Annotated in this window: 11 protein-coding genes; 8 read left to right on the top strand and 3 right to left on the bottom strand. The window is 59.0% G+C overall.

The features are described from left to right. Positions 1–8 precede the first annotated feature (8 nt). The 4 genes from aceF to BLW01_RS04390 all read left to right on the top strand — a co-directional run bounded on the left by aceF (position 9) and on the right by BLW01_RS04390 (position 4,406). The gene (aceF, locus tag BLW01_RS04405) at positions 9–2,015 is read left to right on the top strand and encodes a pyruvate dehydrogenase complex dihydrolipoyllysine-residue acetyltransferase (protein WP_092568290.1); all 2,007 of its coding nucleotides are present in this window, start codon (positions 9–11) and stop codon (positions 2,013–2,015) included. Positions 2,016–2,270: 255 nt separating this feature from the next. After that, positions 2,271–2,927: an adenylate kinase gene (gene adk, locus BLW01_RS04400; RefSeq protein WP_092568289.1), complete on the top strand. Its 657-nt coding sequence runs from the start codon at positions 2,271–2,273 to the stop codon at positions 2,925–2,927. Positions 2,928–2,940: 13 nt separating this feature from the next. After that, positions 2,941–3,642, top strand: coding sequence for a tRNA (adenosine(37)-N6)-threonylcarbamoyltransferase complex dimerization subunit type 1 TsaB (tsaB, locus tag BLW01_RS04395; RefSeq protein ID WP_092568288.1), 702 nt, complete (start codon positions 2,941–2,943; stop codon positions 3,640–3,642). Between the two features lie 2 nt (positions 3,643–3,644). Then, positions 3,645–4,406 (top strand): class I SAM-dependent methyltransferase, encoded by a 762-nt coding sequence (locus BLW01_RS04390; RefSeq protein ID WP_092568287.1) that lies wholly within the window; start codon positions 3,645–3,647, stop codon positions 4,404–4,406. Here the strand turns inward: BLW01_RS04390 and plsB are convergent. Next, a complete protein-coding gene (gene plsB, locus BLW01_RS04385; RefSeq protein WP_092568286.1) occupies positions 4,403–6,532 on the bottom strand; it encodes a glycerol-3-phosphate 1-O-acyltransferase PlsB in 2,130 nt (709 codons plus the stop codon). The two genes, BLW01_RS04390 and plsB, sit on opposite strands and share 4 nt — an antisense overlap. Positions 6,533–6,679: 147 nt before the next feature. Between plsB and BLW01_RS04380 the strand changes: the two genes are divergently transcribed. Further along, complete coding sequence (locus BLW01_RS04380) at positions 6,680–7,798, top strand: phospholipase D-like domain-containing protein (RefSeq protein ID WP_092568570.1); 1,119 nt, start codon at positions 6,680–6,682, stop codon at positions 7,796–7,798. Between the two features lie 65 nt (positions 7,799–7,863). On the opposite strand, the gene BLW01_RS04375 is transcribed toward BLW01_RS04380, so the two are convergent. Continuing rightward, positions 7,864–8,505, bottom strand: a complete 642-nt coding sequence (locus BLW01_RS04375; RefSeq protein ID WP_092568285.1) for a YecA/YgfB family protein — start codon at positions 8,503–8,505, stop codon at positions 7,864–7,866. Here BLW01_RS04375 and BLW01_RS04370 point away from each other — a divergent pair. From BLW01_RS04370 to BLW01_RS04360, 3 genes are all read left to right on the top strand, one after another. Then, positions 8,504–9,148 carry a SprT family zinc-dependent metalloprotease gene (locus BLW01_RS04370; RefSeq protein ID WP_373294040.1) on the top strand — a complete coding sequence of 215 codons (645 nt, stop codon included), beginning with the start codon at positions 8,504–8,506 and terminating at the stop codon, positions 9,146–9,148. The two genes, BLW01_RS04375 and BLW01_RS04370, sit on opposite strands and share 2 nt — an antisense overlap. Positions 9,149–9,297: 149 nt before the next feature. Then, on the top strand, positions 9,298–11,250 hold the full coding sequence (gene acs / locus BLW01_RS04365; RefSeq protein WP_092568284.1) for an acetate--CoA ligase: 1,953 nt from the start codon (positions 9,298–9,300) through the stop codon (positions 11,248–11,250). Between the two features lie 273 nt (positions 11,251–11,523). Beyond that, positions 11,524–12,189 carry a LuxR C-terminal-related transcriptional regulator gene (locus BLW01_RS04360; RefSeq protein WP_092568283.1) on the top strand — a complete coding sequence of 222 codons (666 nt, stop codon included), beginning with the start codon at positions 11,524–11,526 and terminating at the stop codon, positions 12,187–12,189. Between the two features lie 122 nt (positions 12,190–12,311). Here the strand turns inward: BLW01_RS04360 and BLW01_RS04355 are convergent, their stop codons facing one another. Then, positions 12,312–16,265, bottom strand: coding sequence for a hybrid sensor histidine kinase/response regulator (locus BLW01_RS04355; protein ID WP_092568282.1), 3,954 nt, complete (start codon positions 16,263–16,265; stop codon positions 12,312–12,314). Positions 16,266–16,324 lie beyond the last annotated feature (59 nt).

Raw genomic sequence — 16,324 nt, 5'->3', positions numbered from 1 at the left:
GCGCGACCTTGAGTAGCGAAACCATCAAAGTTCCCGACATCGGCGGTAGCACCGATGTCGAAATCATCGAGATCGCGGTGTCGGAAGGCGATGTCATCGAGGCCGAAGACACCCTGATCACTCTGGAGTCCGACAAGGCCAGCATGGATGTGCCCTCGCCCAAGGGTGGCAAGGTACTGAAATTGCTGGTGAAAGAGGGCGATACCGTATCCGAGGGCGATGACATCGTCGAGGTGGAAGTCGAGGGCAACGACAGTGATGATGGTGGCGATGAAGTCGCCACCGAAGCGGCGTCGTCATCGGACGACTCGGCGCAACAGCCCGCCAAGGAGGAACCTGCCTCGCAGCAGAGCGGTGGAGGCGGTAGCCGCACCGTCGAGGTCAAGGTACCTGACCTGGGTGGCTCCAGCGATGTCGAGATCATCGAAGTGGCGGTGTCCGAAGGTGATGAGGTCAATGAAGAGGACTCCCTCATTACGCTGGAATCCGACAAGGCCTCCATGGATGTGCCCAGCCCCTATACAGGCAAGCTCGTCAGCTTGTCGGTCAAAGAGGGGGATACCGTCTCCGAAGGGGATGTGATCGGGACCATGGAAGTGGCTGGTGACGATGGCGAGCCCGCAGAACAGCCGCAAGCTGCCGCGTCGTCGGAGCCGTCCGCCAGCCAGGCCAAACCGGAATCCGCGCCTGCTGCGAGCGGCGAGCCGGAGCGCAAGGAGATCCGTGTGCCGGATCTGTCCGGTTCCAGCGACGTGCCGATCATAGAAATTGCCGTTGCGGCAGGGGATGAGGTCGACGAGGAAGACCCCCTGATCACGCTCGAGTCCGACAAGGCGTCCATGGACGTACCCAGCCCCTATAAAGGCAAGTTGCTCGAACTGAGCGTCAAAGAGGGGGATACCGTCTCCGAGGGTGATTTGATCGGCTATATCGAGACAGCCGGTGCCCCGGCGCCGAGTGCCGAGCCAGCGTCGACATCTCATGCCCCGGAGTCACCGGCCGCCAAGAAAGCCCCTGAGCAGGCTCCCAGTCAGCCGGCTGCTGCGCCGGGGCCGGAGGCGAAAGGTACGCCTCAACCGGTACGCGAGGGCAAGCTGGTGCATGCCGGCCCGGCCGTTCGCATGCTGGCCCGGGAGTTGGGCGTCGACCTGGCATTGGTCACGCCGAGCGGTCCCAAGGATCGGGTGCTCAAGGAGGACGTCCACTCTTACGTCAAGCAGGTCATGGCCGGTCAGGCCAAGACGCCGGCTGCTGCCCCTGCAGGCGCCGAGGGAGGAGCGGGCATTCCGCCGATTCCCGAAGTCGATTTCAGCGAGTTCGGCGAGGTGGAAGAGAAGCCCATGGGGCGTTTGCTCAAAATGGGCGCGACCAATCTTCACCGCAGCTGGCTCAATGTCCCGCATGTCACTCAGTTCGACGAAGCCGATATCACCGAGCTCGAGAATTTCCGCAAGTCGATGAAGGCCGAAGCGGAGGCGCAGGGCGCCAAGCTCACGCCACTGCCATTTTTGATCAAGGCCTGTGCGTTTGCGCTGCGCAAGTTTCCACAGTTCAACGTCAGCCTCAAGGGTGACGGTGAGACGATGGTCTGGAAAAAATATGTGCACATCGGCGTGGCGGTCGATACACCGGATGGCCTCATGGTGCCGGTCATTCGTGACGCCGATCGGAAATCGTTGATTGATCTCGCCAAGGAGTCGGTCGAACTGGCGGGTAAGGCACAGTCGAAGAAACTCAAGCGCGAGGAGATGACGGGGGGCTGCTTCACGATCTCCAGCCTGGGTTCGGTCGGCGGCACGGCGTTCACACCGATCGTCAATGCGCCGGAAGTGGCTATTCTGGGGATCTCCAAGGCGCAGATGAAGCCCGTGTGGGACGGTGAGGCATTCCAACCTCGGTTGATGATGCCGCTATGCCTCTCCTATGACCACCGAGCGGTAAACGGCGCCGACGCGGCTCGCTTCACCGCCTTCCTGGGACAGGTGTTGAGCGATATCCGTCGATTGCTGATGTGACGCTCAGCTGCATCGCCTGCCTGAAATGACGGCGCCTGCGGGCGCCGTTGCTCTTGATAGGTGCTGCGACAACGGCGTATCTACAGACCAAAGTGTTAGCCGGGTCGTCAACTCGTTGGCATACAAGCTTTTCTTCCGCCATGACAGACAGGCCGGACTGTATGAGTCGCTTGTCTCCCAACGCTGCCGACGGTATTGTCTGCGCTAATCCCTTTGATAAAAACAGTTTCCACTGCAATTCAAGGAGCACCACTGATGCGTTTGATCCTGTTGGGCGCCCCGGGGGCCGGCAAGGGCACCCAGGCCCAATTCATCTGCGAGCGTTACGGTATCCCGCAGATCTCCACCGGTGACATGCTGCGCGCCGCGATCAAGGAGGGCAGCGACCTGGGACTCAAGGTCAAGGAAATCATGAACAGCGGCGGGCTGGTTTCCGATGACATCATCGTCTCGCTGGTCAAGGAGCGCATCAGTCAGCCCGATTGCGCCAACGGTTTCCTGTTCGACGGCTTTCCCCGCACGATTCCACAGGCGGATGCCATGAAAGAGGCGAACGTGAAGCTCGATCATGTCCTCGAGATTGCCGTCGATGATGAGGAAATCGTCAATCGTCTGGCCGGCCGTCGTGTCCATCCTGGCTCGGGCCGTGTGTATCACGTCGAGCATCAACCGCCCCAGGAACCCGGCAAGGATGACGTCACGGGCGAGCCACTGGTCCATCGCGACGATGACAGCGAAGCGACGGTACGCAATCGTCTGTCCGTCTACCATGAGCAGACCGCGCCCCTGGTCGATTACTATCGTCGTTGGGCGGAAGAGGAACCCGCAACGGCACCGGCGTATCACCGCATATCCGGGATCGGCAGTGTCGATGACATCACACGCCGCGTCGTTGACGCACTCGAAGGGTGAGATAACGACCTCGATGCCTACCTTATTGGCTCTCGATGCCTCATCGAATGCCTGTTCCGTGGCATTGATGCATCGCCCTGCCGGAGCAGAGGCCGATGAGGTGTCAGCACGCTTATCGTTGACACCTCGCGAGCATACGCATCGTCTGATGCCGATGATCGATGACCTGCTGGCCGAAGCTTCACTAACGGTCGAGGATCTCGATGCCATAGCTTATGGGCACGGTCCGGGGTCCTTTACCGGGCTGCGAATCGCCGCCGGTATTGCGCAGGGCTTGGCGTATGGTGCGGAAAAGCCATTGATCGGCGTATCAACGCTGGCGGCCATGGCATACGCCGCCCATCGACAATATCACCTGCGCTACGTGATACCGGCACTCGATGCACGAATGGGCGAAATCTACGTTGGGGCCTATTATTGCCATCAGGGGCAACTGACGCCCCTGATGGACGAAGCCGTGATGTCACCGGAGGCGCTTTCGCTTCCCGCCGGACAGGAGGACGTTGATTGGGTCGGCGTCGGTTCGGGGTGGAAACTGTGGTCGTCGATGCCGGCCCAGTTGCAAGCGGAGATCGGCCAGCATATCGAGGATTTGGCACCGGTGGCCGAGGATATGGCATATCTGGCCTCCCGGGAGTACCTTGCCGGGCAAGGACAATCCCCTCACCTGGTTCAACCGGTGTATCTGCGTGACAAAGTAGCCTGGCGACGCTAGCCATGTCCTGGCAAGAACGTGTCGTTGTGTGTGGTGAGTCGCTCGAGCCGCTGGCGGACGAGTTGGGACTGCCCATGGTGTCCACTGCCGGGCCTGGCCTGACGTTGATGATGCAGGCAGGAGCCTTGGTTCTGGCCGGTGATGAGCGTTGTTATGGCAAACCGTTGAAAGCCGATTTCGTGTCGGGACGTACCGCACATCGCCGGCGTTTCGGTGGAGGGCGAGGCCAGTTGGTGGCCAAGGCGTGCGGTCTGGGGAAGACCGCCTCGCCGGTGATCGTGGACGCGACAGCAGGCCTCGGACGTGATGGTTTCGTGCTGGCTAGCCTGGGCGCTCGCGTCGTGTTGGTTGAACGCCATCCGGTGATCCATGCCTTGTTGGCGGATGCTCTGCAACGCGCACGTCGGGTCGATGAACTTGCCGATGTGGTGTCTCGGATGACTCTTCGTCAGGGTGATGCCAGTCGCGATCTGGCCGCTATCATGGCGGAAGTCGAGCTGCTTCCCCAAGTGGTTCATCTGGATCCCATGTTCCCCCACCGTCACAAGTCCGCTCTGGTCAAGAAGGAAATGCGGGTCTTTCGTGAATTGGCCGGCGATGATGCTGATGCTGCGTGTTTGCTGGAAACCGCTCTTGCTACAGCAACGCACCGAGTGGCGGTCAAGCGGCCTCGCAAGGCACCACCGATCGAGGGAGTCTCGCCCCACCATGTCATTGCCGGCAAAACCAGTCGTTATGACCTGTATGTACACCGGGGGCTTTAGGCATTGATTGCCTTCTCTTCGGTTGGAAGGAGGTTGTGCAACAGGCGAACGGCATACTGGCTATCCGGGGTATCGTTGACCATCCAGCTCTCGTCCCGTGGCGTGATCAGCCCATGCGCGTCGAGTACGGAAAGCGTGTCCTTCCAGGCGACATCGATGGAAACGGGGAGAGCGATATAGTATGCCTCGCATCGAGCCTGCCATGCCTGCCTGTGCAGCTCGAGCGGTGCGGCACTCACCGATCCCGTTTCGTATAGCGCCGTCGCGATCATCTGCACCAGTACGAAGCCATGAAGGACGTTGTGGCGATACCAGTCGAGCAATCCGGCTTGCATCGCGTTGGCATGAACGCGGGGCTTGGCCCCCTCCGTTGAGTCGTACTGAACAAGACCGAGCATGGCGACGCGTTCGATCCAATGTGCAGGGAGCCCTTCCGGTAGCGAGACGGCCGGGGCCGCGGACCGATGGCGTTGCAGGTCCGTCAACAAGCGCAGTTGTCGTTCGAGCGACTGCGACTCCATCGCGTGCTGATCCGTGGCCAGAAGTGCCAAGGCGACCAGGTTGACGGGATTGAGTGTCATGGCGGCGTTGATCCGGCAGGCCAATGCATTGCCCAACTGCGGGACCGCTTCGCGCGTCCAGTCAGGGCGATATGGAGATGAAGGCTGGCGCCAGCGAGGGACGTGTCGATCGAGGAAAACGTCGAGGTCCAATGGGTCGCCGACATTGACGGTGACCTTGCCGAACGGTTGTCTGAGACGATGAATCACTCTCAGCAGGGCGAGAGGCGTCTCGCGTCGTTTCTTGCCGCCTTGCCGTTCCCGCAGATAGCTATTGTCTTCCATGATGCGCTCGTAGCCGATATATATCGGGACGAAGGCGAGTCGTCGGCCGCTGCCGGCCGCGCGGGCATGTGAGCGTAAGGTCATGGCCAGCATGCCCGGTCGGGGAGGCAACATCCTGCCACTGCGTGACCGTCCTCCCTCGATGAAATATTCCAAAGGATGGCCGCGTAGCAACAGACGATGCAGATACTCGGTGAAAACCGCACTGTAGAGGCGGTTATTCTTGAAGCTGCGGCGGATGAAAAATGCCCCGCCGCGGCGTAGTATCGGACCGATTAATGGCATGTTGAGATTGCGGCCTGCCGCGATGTGTGGCGGCATCAGCCCTTCCTGGAAAAGAATATAGGAGAGCAGCAGGTAATCGACATGGCTGCGGTGGCAGGGAACGTAGACCAGCGTGTGATCGCCTGCCACGGCCTTGACCTTGTCGAGTCCCTGAACATCGACACCGTCGTAGAGTCGGGTCCACAGCCGTCTCAGCAGCTGGTCAAGGACGCGCAGAACCGGGTATGTCATGTGGGAAGCGATCTCGCGGCCGTAGCGAAACGCACGTCGTGTGACGCGCGCTCGGGAACGTCCTTGAGCGATGGCCACTTCCTCGATGGCCTGACGCACGGTCGGGCTATTGACGACTCCCTCGATCAGGGTTCGCCGGTGGGAAAGATCCGGTCCGAGCAGTCGGGTCCGCGTTCGTCGGAAATGGACTCGCAACAGCCGGGCCGCCCGTCGAGCCATGACATCCTCACTGCGATCATCCAGAAGCTGACGCAGCGTCAGCGGTGTACCGAAATGGACTTCCACACGCTGGCGATTGACGAGCATCGATAGCCCTCGGCGCAGTCGTCCCGCCAGTGGCCAACTATCCGCCGCAAGAGTATGCCAGAATCCGAAACGTTTGCCCGGCGCCCGCCCCCAGAAGACGCTGACCGGCACCAGTTGGATATGCGCCTCAGGATGAGTGGTGAGATGATGAATCAAGTCGTCCAGCAAAAGGTTGCGCGAGGAGCGTCGGCGATGTGTCAGCGCGAAGCACGCTCGCGTTCGGCGTGAGGCCAGCGTATGCCATTGATCGGCGGCCGGCAGGTTGTGGGCACGGCATAAATTTTCCAGCAGCAGGCTATCCGAGAGGGCCGGAGAGGGCAGGACATAGAGGGTCATTGCCTTGTCGTCGAGGGGTAGCTCGCCAGGCTCCGGTTCGATCCGGCGTGGCGTCACCCAGGCATCGAGCAAGCGGCGTAGCCCTTTGCGCCATCCGGCTGGGATGAGAGGTGACCTGTCCATGGCATTATCCGTGATTGAGTGATGCCGGCCAGTATAACGAGCATGTCGCAATCGTCGTAGTCGCGATGACACCGACACAATGTCATGATGCTACGTACTAGCGTGTCGTCGGGAACAGGGAGAAGGGAGATGCGCACCAGCCGGGCCATGCGCAGTATCTGGCGTCAGGGAAATCGGTTCACGATGTTGCCGGAGGCCAAGCGCTTTCTCCCCGAAATGCTCCAGGCTGTCGAATCGGCTCGACACTGGATCCTGGTCGAACTCTATCTCATGGAATCCGGCCGGCTGACGGACGATATCATCGCGGCGTTGGGACGTGCTTGCGAACGCGGCGTCAGAGTACTCGTCCTGCTGGATGGTTTCGGGGCGCTGGGGCTGAAGGACAATGACCGTGAACGGCTGGTGGCCCAAGGGGTGGCATTGCGATTTTTCAATCCGCTGGCCGTCAGGTCGTTTGCGAGGAATCTGAGCCGCGATCATCGCAAACTGCTCGTCATTGATGGTGAGCTGGCTTTCACGGGCGGGTTCGGTGCTGTCGATGAATTTCTTGATGCATGGTATGAGGTCGCCGTGCGGATCGAAGGGCCCGTAGTCTCGGACTGGGTCGCGCTGTTCGCTCGTCTGTGGCGTTCTTCTCTGACCCGTGGCAAAGGCGACCGGGCCCTGGTGAGGGGGTTGATGCCTGCCAGCGAAAATTATCCAAAAGGCGATATGCTCGGGCGTGTGGTCTGGGGCCAGGGCTATCGTTATCAGGCGATCCGTTACTCACTTCTCCGCCAAGTCGCCTATGCCCAACGTCGTATCTGGATCTGTACCCCTTATTTCGTCCCGACCTTGCGATTACGAATGCGCCTGGTCAGGGCGGCGCGACGGGGTGTCGATGTGCGTCTGCTATTGCCCGGTGACCGTCACGATCATCCTGGCGTTCGTTATGCCGGACAGCGATTCTACGGGCGATTGCTTCGCGCGGGCGTGAGAATTTTCGAATTCCAGCCGACGTTCATTCACGCGAAATTTTCGGTGGCCGACGATTGGAGCAGTATTGGGTCATGCAATTTCGATCACTGGAGTCTGCATTGGAACCTGGAAGCCAATCAGGAAGTGCAGGATCCGGGGTTTGCCAACGAGGTCGTGGCGCTCTTCGAGCGTAACTTTCGGGCCAGTCGGGAGATCGAGCCGAACGAATGGGCGGCCCGGTCTCGGTGGAGGCGGTTGCGGGAGTGGTTGTTTGGCATCCTCGACGACCTGCTGACCCGGGTACGCTAGCCGGATAAGCAATGCAGAGAACGCAAGGAGGCGTTCAGTTGGATAGTGAATGGCATCCTTGCAGTTTACCGTGCCCTTTTGCGTCCGGCGGGTTTTTTCTTGCGCGGTGATGGCTTGGGTTTTTCCGGCGGGACTCGGTAGTGCAGATAAAGGTCCAGTGTCAGTTCAGGGAGTTGTCTGACCAGCCGTTCCTGCTGCATGGTGTCGCCAAGGAAGTCTGACATGTCGGGCTCATCCTCGAACAAACCGGACAACGCCATGAAGGGAAGCAGTAGCGTGGCGGCGTTTTCTTCATCGTTCTCGAACCAGGCGGTTTCGTCGAGGAAGACACCTTCCATGAACCCGGCGCACCAGTCACCGATCGGTGTTTCTTCCGGGGCCATGCCTCCGAGTTCGAGGTCGAATGGCAGTTCGGGCAGTTGTCCCTGTTCCAGGGCATTAATGGCATTGTTCTTCAGTAATTCCAGCAGACCGAGGATCTCGCGACGTTCGTCATCATCCGCAAATGCCGGTTCCCCCTGAAACAATTCTCCGACCCAGACGGTCGGCTCGATTTCTCTTGGAGCGATTGCCAGTGCGACGAGAAAGCCATGCGTTCCTACCAGGTCGAGCGTATCGGCATTGACCCGATCGGATTCCAGGAAGTCGTCGAGGTGGTCCAGGGCATCATCATCAAGCAACGGTGTGGGTTGTGAAGTTTCGGCCATGTCGGTCTCGCTGCATTCGGGGTTGGGTAACGTCGGTTACCGTGCTGGACGTCACCGATTCAATACGTCATTTTACCATCTCATGAGATCTCCCGCGCTTTCTACACCTTCATCCGACACTCTGGCGTCGCTGGATGAGACAGCTCTCGAAGCCTGCCTGCAACGTCAGGTCAGCATGGCCATTCAGTTGTGTCGGGATGTCTTTCCGGCGCTGCCATATCCCCACGTCTGGTTCGATCTGCGAGGAAAGTGCGCCGGTCAGGCGCATTTTGGCCGAGGTGGGTTGCGCTTCAATCGAACTCTCTTGCGTGAGAACCGCTATACTTTCCTTGCCGAAATCGTGCCCCATGAAGTGGCACATTGGCTGGTGCATCATCTGGAGGAGGGGCATCGCGTCAGCCCTCATGGCCATGAGTGGCGTACAGTGATGAGAGAACTGTTTGGCCTGGAACCACGGGTAACGCATGATTTCGATGTATCCCGTGCAAGCCCGGCGCCATATCGCTACCGTTGCGATTGTCGCGACCATTTTTTTACGCCACGTCGGCATGCGCTGGCCAGGCGTGGGACACGCTACTTTTGTCGACAATGTGCCCAGCGATTGGTCCATGAGGCTTCTCAGCGTCCCCAGAATGGTGCATAAGCAATTGAAATATTGGAATAATTCGTTAATACCAATGTCTAAAGGGCGATAGGTGCCTGTGCGGTATATGCTGGTCGTGCTTCAGGGTACGGCGAGCAGACCATCGATTGCCGCCGGCGACATTCACTTCCTGGCACAGAGGTACCTTCATGACCGAACAGCATCAGCACGTCTATCCAGTACGCGAGGAATTCGCCGCCAATGCCTGGATCGACAACGAGAAGTACCTGGCCATGTATCAGCAATCGGTGGATGATCCGCAGTCGTTCTGGGCCGAACAGGCCAGGCGACTGGACTGGGTCAAACCGCCGAACCAAATCAAGAACGTGTCCTTCGCGTCCAACAATGTGGATATTCGCTGGTTCGAGGACGGCGAGCTCAATGCGTGCGCCAACTGTCTGGACCGCCACCTGGAGACGCGTGGCGAGCAGCCGGCGATCATCTGGGAAGGCGATGAACCTTCCGATTCCAAGACATTGACGTATCGCGAGTTGCACGAGGGCACCAGTCGACTTGCCAATGCTCTCAAGTCACTGGGTGTCAAGAAAGGCGATACCGTCACGCTGTACATGCCAATGATTCCCGAGGCGGCCATGGCTATGCTGGCCTGTGCTCGAATTGGTGCGATTCACTCAGTGGTCTTCGGCGGTTTCTCCCCGGATGCATTGGCGCAACGGGTCGTCGATGCGCAATCGAAGCTGGTGATCACGGCTGATGAGTCGGTGCGTGGTGGTAAGCAGGTGCCCCTCAAGGACAATGTCGATTCGGCTCTGACGCGTGAGGGCACTGAGGTCGTCGACAACGTCCTTGTCGTCAAGCGCACCGGCGGTGATATCGATTGGCATGACGGTCGCGACATCTGGTATCACGAAGTGGTCGACAAGCAGTCGAATGACTGTCCGGCTGAGCCCATGAATGCCGAGGATCCGTTGTTCGTGCTTTACACGTCCGGCTCCACGGGCAAACCGAAAGGGCTCAAGCATACGACGGGCGGTTATCTGTTGCATGCGGCCATGACTCACCAGTATGTCTTCGACTACAAGGATGGCGAAGTCTATTGGTGTAGTGCCGATGTGGGCTGGGTCACCGGTCACAGCTACATCGTTTATGGTCCCTTGGCCAATGGTGCCACGACCCTGATGTTCGAAGGGGTGCCCAGCTATCCGACGCACGGTCGTTTGGGTGAAATCATCGACAAGCACCAGGTGTCGATTCTCTATACGTCACCCACGGCGGTTCGGGCGCTAATGGCGCATGGCGATCATGTCATGGATTCCAGTTCGCGCAAGAGTCTGCGTCTGCTGGGTTCGGTCGGCGAACCGATCAATCCCGAGGCATGGGAATGGTTCTATCGCGTGATTGGCAATGAGCAGTGCCCGATCGTCGATACCTGGTGGCAGACCGAAACCGGCGGCATCATGATTTCACCGCTACCGGGGGCCATTGACCTTAAACCAGGGTCGGCGACGCGTCCTTTCTTCGGGGTGCGACCCGCATTGGTCGACAACGAAGGACATATCCTCGAAGGGGCTACCGATGGCAATCTGGTGATCCTCGACTCCTGGCCGGGGCAGGCACGCTCGATCTGGAACAACCATGAGCGGTTCGTCCAGACTTACTTCTCGACTTATGAAGGGATGTACTTCACCGGCGATGGCTGCCGACGCGACGAAGACGGCTATTACTGGATCACCGGCCGGGTCGATGACGTACTCAACGTCTCGGGACACCGGATGGGAACCGCCGAGATCGAATCGTCATTGGTGGCGCATGATGCCGTGGCCGAAGCGGCCGTCGTCGGGTACCCCCACGATATCAAGGGTCAGGGTATCTATATCTATGTGACTCTTACCGATGGGGTCGAGCCAAGCGATGACCTGAAGAAGGAGCTCACCCAGTGGGTTCGCAAGGATATCGGGCCGATTGCCTCACCGGACGTCATTCAGTGGGCCGATGGTCTGCCGAAAACGCGTTCGGGCAAGATCATGCGCCGTATACTGCGCAAGATCGCCGCCAACGAGGTCGATGGACTCGGAGATACCAGCACTCTGGCGGATCCCAGTGTCGTGGAGGATCTGATCGAGAACCGCGTCAATTGTTGATGAAACCGATGATAAGAACAGTCTCACTGCCTGGTCATGATCAGGACAAGAAAAAACGGGCGATCAATGTCAGTATGTGAGCATCCAGACAGATGTGCCGGCCTGAGGGCCGGCTTTTTCTTATCTCATGGCGACTGTGTCGACAATCATGCCTCCGGGCTTGGGAAACCTTCACACCATGGGGTAACATGCAGTATAAGAAAGGCGAACTGGAACCTAGCAGCGGCCCAGCCGGCAACCTCGTTCGCCACATAAGGACTCGGAGGAGATGCAATGGCCTTTGCCCAGAAGTTCATCGTGGCCGATGACCACCCGTTGTTTCGCGCGGCCCTGACTCAGGCGCTTCGTCAGGTAGCGCCCCAGGCCGAAATCGTCGAATCCGATACCATGGATGCCACGATCGACGTCGTGTTGCGACACCCCGATGCGGATTTGATTCTGCTTGATCTGCATATGCCCGGGGCTCATGGTTTTTCCGGACTGATCCAGTTACGTGGGCAATCACCGGATATTCCGGTCGCCGTCATCTCCGGCAGTGATGAGCCGCATGTCGTGCGTCGTGCCATCGACTACGGCTCCTCGGGATTCATACCCAAGTCCGCTTCACTGTCGCTGATCGCCGAAGCCGTTGGCGAGATTCTCGATGGTGAAGTCTGGCTACCCCCGGAGTTGGCCGAGACCTTGGGTGATGTCGACGAGGAGGAAGCTCGCTTTGCCGAGGCGATCGCCGCGTTGACTCCCCAGCAATTTCGAGTACTCAACATGCTCACTGATGGCCTGCTCAACAAGCAGATTGCCTTCGAGCTGAATGTCAGTGAGGCCACCATCAAGGCACATGTCACTGCGATCCTGCGAAAGCTCGGTGTCCATTCCCGAACGCAGGCGGTGATTGCCGCTCAGAAGCTTGAAGTCGAACCGCCGAAGGTGGAAGAATCGTGAAATTCAGCTGTCAGCAATGAGCTGTAGGCCGTCATAAAAAGCGAACCCCACTGGCCTGAAAGTCGTGGGGTTCGCTTTTTATGACGTTGGCCAAAGCCGGTTCACGGATCACGCGTCGCGCGCTAACTTTCCTGCCTCGCAGCTCGATTGGCTTGTAGCGTGCGCGTCAACAGGGCGCGCAGGGCGGCGGGACGGACGGGCTTGAGTAGAATCTGATAGCCACCACGTTTGACTTCTTCAGCCACTTCCTCGGTACGGTCGGCAGTGATCACGATACCCGGTACGGGACCGTCGAAACGCTCGGCCAGCGCGTCGAGTGCCATCAAGCCAGTGACCTCGTTATCAAGGTGGTAGTCGGCGAGGATGGCGTCGGGATCTTCATCCAGGTGCCGAAGGATCGATTTGGCACCACCGATCGATGTGGCGGTGAACACCTCGCATTCCCAACCACTCAACATGGCTCGCATGCCTTCCAGGATCAGCGTTTCGTTGTCGATGCAGACAATTCGGGCGCCGGCGAGTTTATTGCCGGCCCGACGAGCGGGAGCGTCCTCTTCCGTCGTCGTACCAGCCCCCGCAGCCACGACAGGAACGCTGATCGAAAAGCAGGTGCCTACGTCCTCCTTGGATCGCACATGAATCGGGTGCTCCAGGACACGACTCATTCGATCGGCGATCGATAGCCCCAACCCGAGCCCCTTTTCGTTCTCCTTGTGACGGCTACTCTGATCCAGACGGCGAAACTCCTGGAAAATTTCGCTGAGCTTGGATTCGGGAATGCCTGGACCGCTATCCCAGACTTCGATCGTCAGTCGGTCGCCATGACGCCGACACCCTAATAACACTCGGCCGTGAGGCGTATAACGAATGGCGTTGGAGAGAAAATTCTGGATGATCCGTCGCAGCATCTGGGCATCGCTATCCACCCACAGCGCCGTGGGAACGACCACCAGATCCAGCCCCCTCTCTTCGGCCATGACCTCGAATTCTGAGCGTAAAGGGCGGAAGATATCCGCTAGTGCGAAGTGGCTGCGACGTGGTGTCAGGGCGCCGGCATCGAGTTTGGAAATATCCAGCAGGGTGCTCAACAACTCTTCAGCGGACTGTAATGAGTTATCGATATGGCCGATAGTGGTGTTCAGATTGTCGACGTCGGTCTGCTGAGATAATGCGGAGGTGAACAGGCGTGCTGCATTGAGCGGTTGCAGCAGGTCATGACTGGCAGCAGCGAGGAAGCGGGTCTTGGAGGTGTTGGCGTCTTCCGCAACCTGCTTGGCTTGGCGCAGCGCCTGTTCAGCTTCAGCACGAACACGGTTTTCCTGGCGCAGGGCGGCGTTGGCTTCGGAGAGCGCTTGCGTGCGTTCGCGAACCCGTTCCTCCAGGTTCTCGTTGGTTTCCTTGAGCGCCATTTCCGCCAGCCGCCGTTCGGTGATGTCCTGATACAAGGCGAAAAAGCCCAGAATCGTACCGTTATCACCGAAATGGGGAGTATAAGTCACTAGCAGGTAACGTGTGCCACCTTCATTGTCATCGCGCGAGATCTCGAAGCTGACGCGTTCTCCTTCCAACGCGCGACGCATCCAGGGCTCCCTGGCCTTGGTGATACCCGCGGGCATGACATCGGCGAAGCGCTCACCGATGACGGCGTTACGATCGACATCGAATACTTGCTCATAGGCGCGGTTGGTGAACAGGTAGCGGCACTCCTTATCGAAGTAGGCGATCAGGGCCGGAACGTTATCGGTGTAGATGCGGATATTGTTTTCCGAGCGTATCAGGGCTTCCTCGGTACGCTTCTGCTGGGTAATGTCCTGATAGGTGTAGACGAAGCCGCCGCCAGGCATGGGATTGCCTTGTACCTCGAGTACGGTACCGTCCTGGCGATAACGGACATAGCGATGAGGATGGCCCTGACGGATGTTGTCGATCAGCAGGTCGACATGCTCTTCCGGGTCGCCGGGGCCGTACTCGCCATTATGGGCGTTGTAACGGAATATCTTGTCGATCGGTGCGCCGACACGTATCAGGTGATCGGGGAAGCGAAACAACTCCAGATAGCGTTGGTTCCATACCACCAGTCGCAGATTCTGATCGACCACGCTGATGCCCTGATTGATGTTCTCGATGGTGGCCTGCAGCAGTGCACGGTTGAACTCGAGAACCTGTGACGCTTCATCGACGATCGAGATGACATCGGAAATGCCGATGCCACGGCCTTGTAGCGCGGAGTTGACCACGATCCGGGCCGAGGATGCGCCGAGCACCGAGGCCAGGAAGCGTTCGGTGAACTGAATGACATCGATGGATGCACGGGCGGTATCGTCGAGCGGCTTACCGGAGCGCTGGCCGTAGTCGTCGAACGCTCTGGCAACTTGGTTGGCACTCAGGAAGCGTTCACACAGCACCTTGAGATCCCCGACCGTCGTCGCTCCGGTCCAGGGGCGATTGACAGACGTCTGGCGGGTTTCGACGCTATCGACGAACAAGGAGGCTTGAATGCGTTCGACGACCCGCTGTGGCGTCATCTGCGAAACGAAGATGTAGCCGAACAGATTCAAGCCCAGTGACAGCATGACGCCATGGGTGAAACTGTCGCCGATGTTGAGGCCGAAGAGTTGCGTTGGCGACAGCCATTCTATGCCCAGAGGACCGCCGATGAGCCAGGCTTCGGGCAGGACGCCGGCATTGATCAGCGTGGGGAGCAGCAACGTGTACGCCCAGATGGCGAAGCCCACATTCATGCCGGCGATGACGCCGATGCGGTTGCCGCGTTTCCAGTACAAGCCGCCCAACAGGGCGGGGGCGAACTGAGCCGCAGCGGCGAACGAGAGCATGCCGGTGGATGCCAGCGTGCTGAATTCGGCAATCAGCTGATAGAAGCCGTATGCCATCGCCAGGATGACGACGATGGTGATACGTCGGGCTCGCAGCACCAGGCGCCCATAATCGCGTGCCTTGGTGTCGAACCAGCGTAGCCGGAATAATAACGGAATGACGATCTCGTTGGAGATCATGATAGAGATTGCCACGGCAGCCACGATGACCATGCCTGTAGCGGCCGAGAAGCCTCCGATAAACGTCAGGAGCGTCAACAGACTGTTATTGGTGGCCATGGGAATCGCCAACACAAAGGTGTCGGGATCCACGCTGCCGTCGGGGAACATCGTGAGGCCGGCAGCGGCAAGCGGTAGGACGAAGAAGCCGATGACCAGCAGATAGAGCGGGAACAGCCAGCGCGCCTTGTTGGCGTCATCGCGATGGGTGTTTTCCACCACAGCGACATGGAATTGTCTCGGCAGGCAGAGGATCGCCAGCATCGCCAACAGTGTCTGGGCCCAGAAACTGCCACCGAAATTCTGTTCGGCCAGTTGCTGCTGCAATTGCATGTAGTTCTCGGCTCGGCCCAGCAAGTCGCCGAGGCCATCGAATAGCCCCCATGTCACGTAAGCACCGAGAATCAGGAAAGCCGCCAACTTGATCAGGGATTCAAACGCGATGGCCTGAACCAGACCTTCATGGTGTTCGGTGGCGTCGGTATGACGGGTACCAAAGAGAATGGCGAACAACGCCATGACGGCGGCGACATAGAAGGCGGTATCGCCGAACAGGGGCGTGCGGGTAACATCCGACGTATCGGTAAGTACCATGAATGCGGCTGAAACGGCTTTCAGCTGCAAAGCGATATAGGGCAGGGTTCCGATGAGGGCGACCAGGCTGGCGAAGGCGGCCAGTGACTGGGTCTTGCCGTAACGGGAGGCAATGAAGTCGGCGATCGATGTGACATTCTGATGTTTGGCCACTCGAATCATCTTGGCCAGGACCGGCCAGAACAGCAAAAAGGTCAGAACCGGGCCGATGAAGATGCTGGCGAAAGACCAGCCGGCAGTGGCAGCCTCCCCGACTGCCCCATAGAAGGTCCAGGAGGTGCAGTAGATGGCCAATGCCAGGCTGTAGATGATCGGACGCCGCTGGCTGGGGCCATGTTTCTGGGCATGGCGGTCGCCTCGCCAAGCGATGGCGAACAAGATGCTGATATACAACAGCGAAACGGCAATGAGTAGCCAACCTGAAAACATGCACTTCTCCCTCTGTCTGCGACCATTCTAGGGCAATGCGTACATGTGTGGCAGTGGGG

Origin of the sequence: Aidingimonas halophila (assembly GCF_900106955.1) — a bacterium.
In the GTDB taxonomy this organism is placed as follows: domain Bacteria; phylum Pseudomonadota; class Gammaproteobacteria; order Pseudomonadales; family Halomonadaceae; genus Aidingimonas; species Aidingimonas halophila.
Note: the sequence above shows the minus strand (reverse complement) of the source record. Positions and strands in the feature narration are given on the sequence as shown.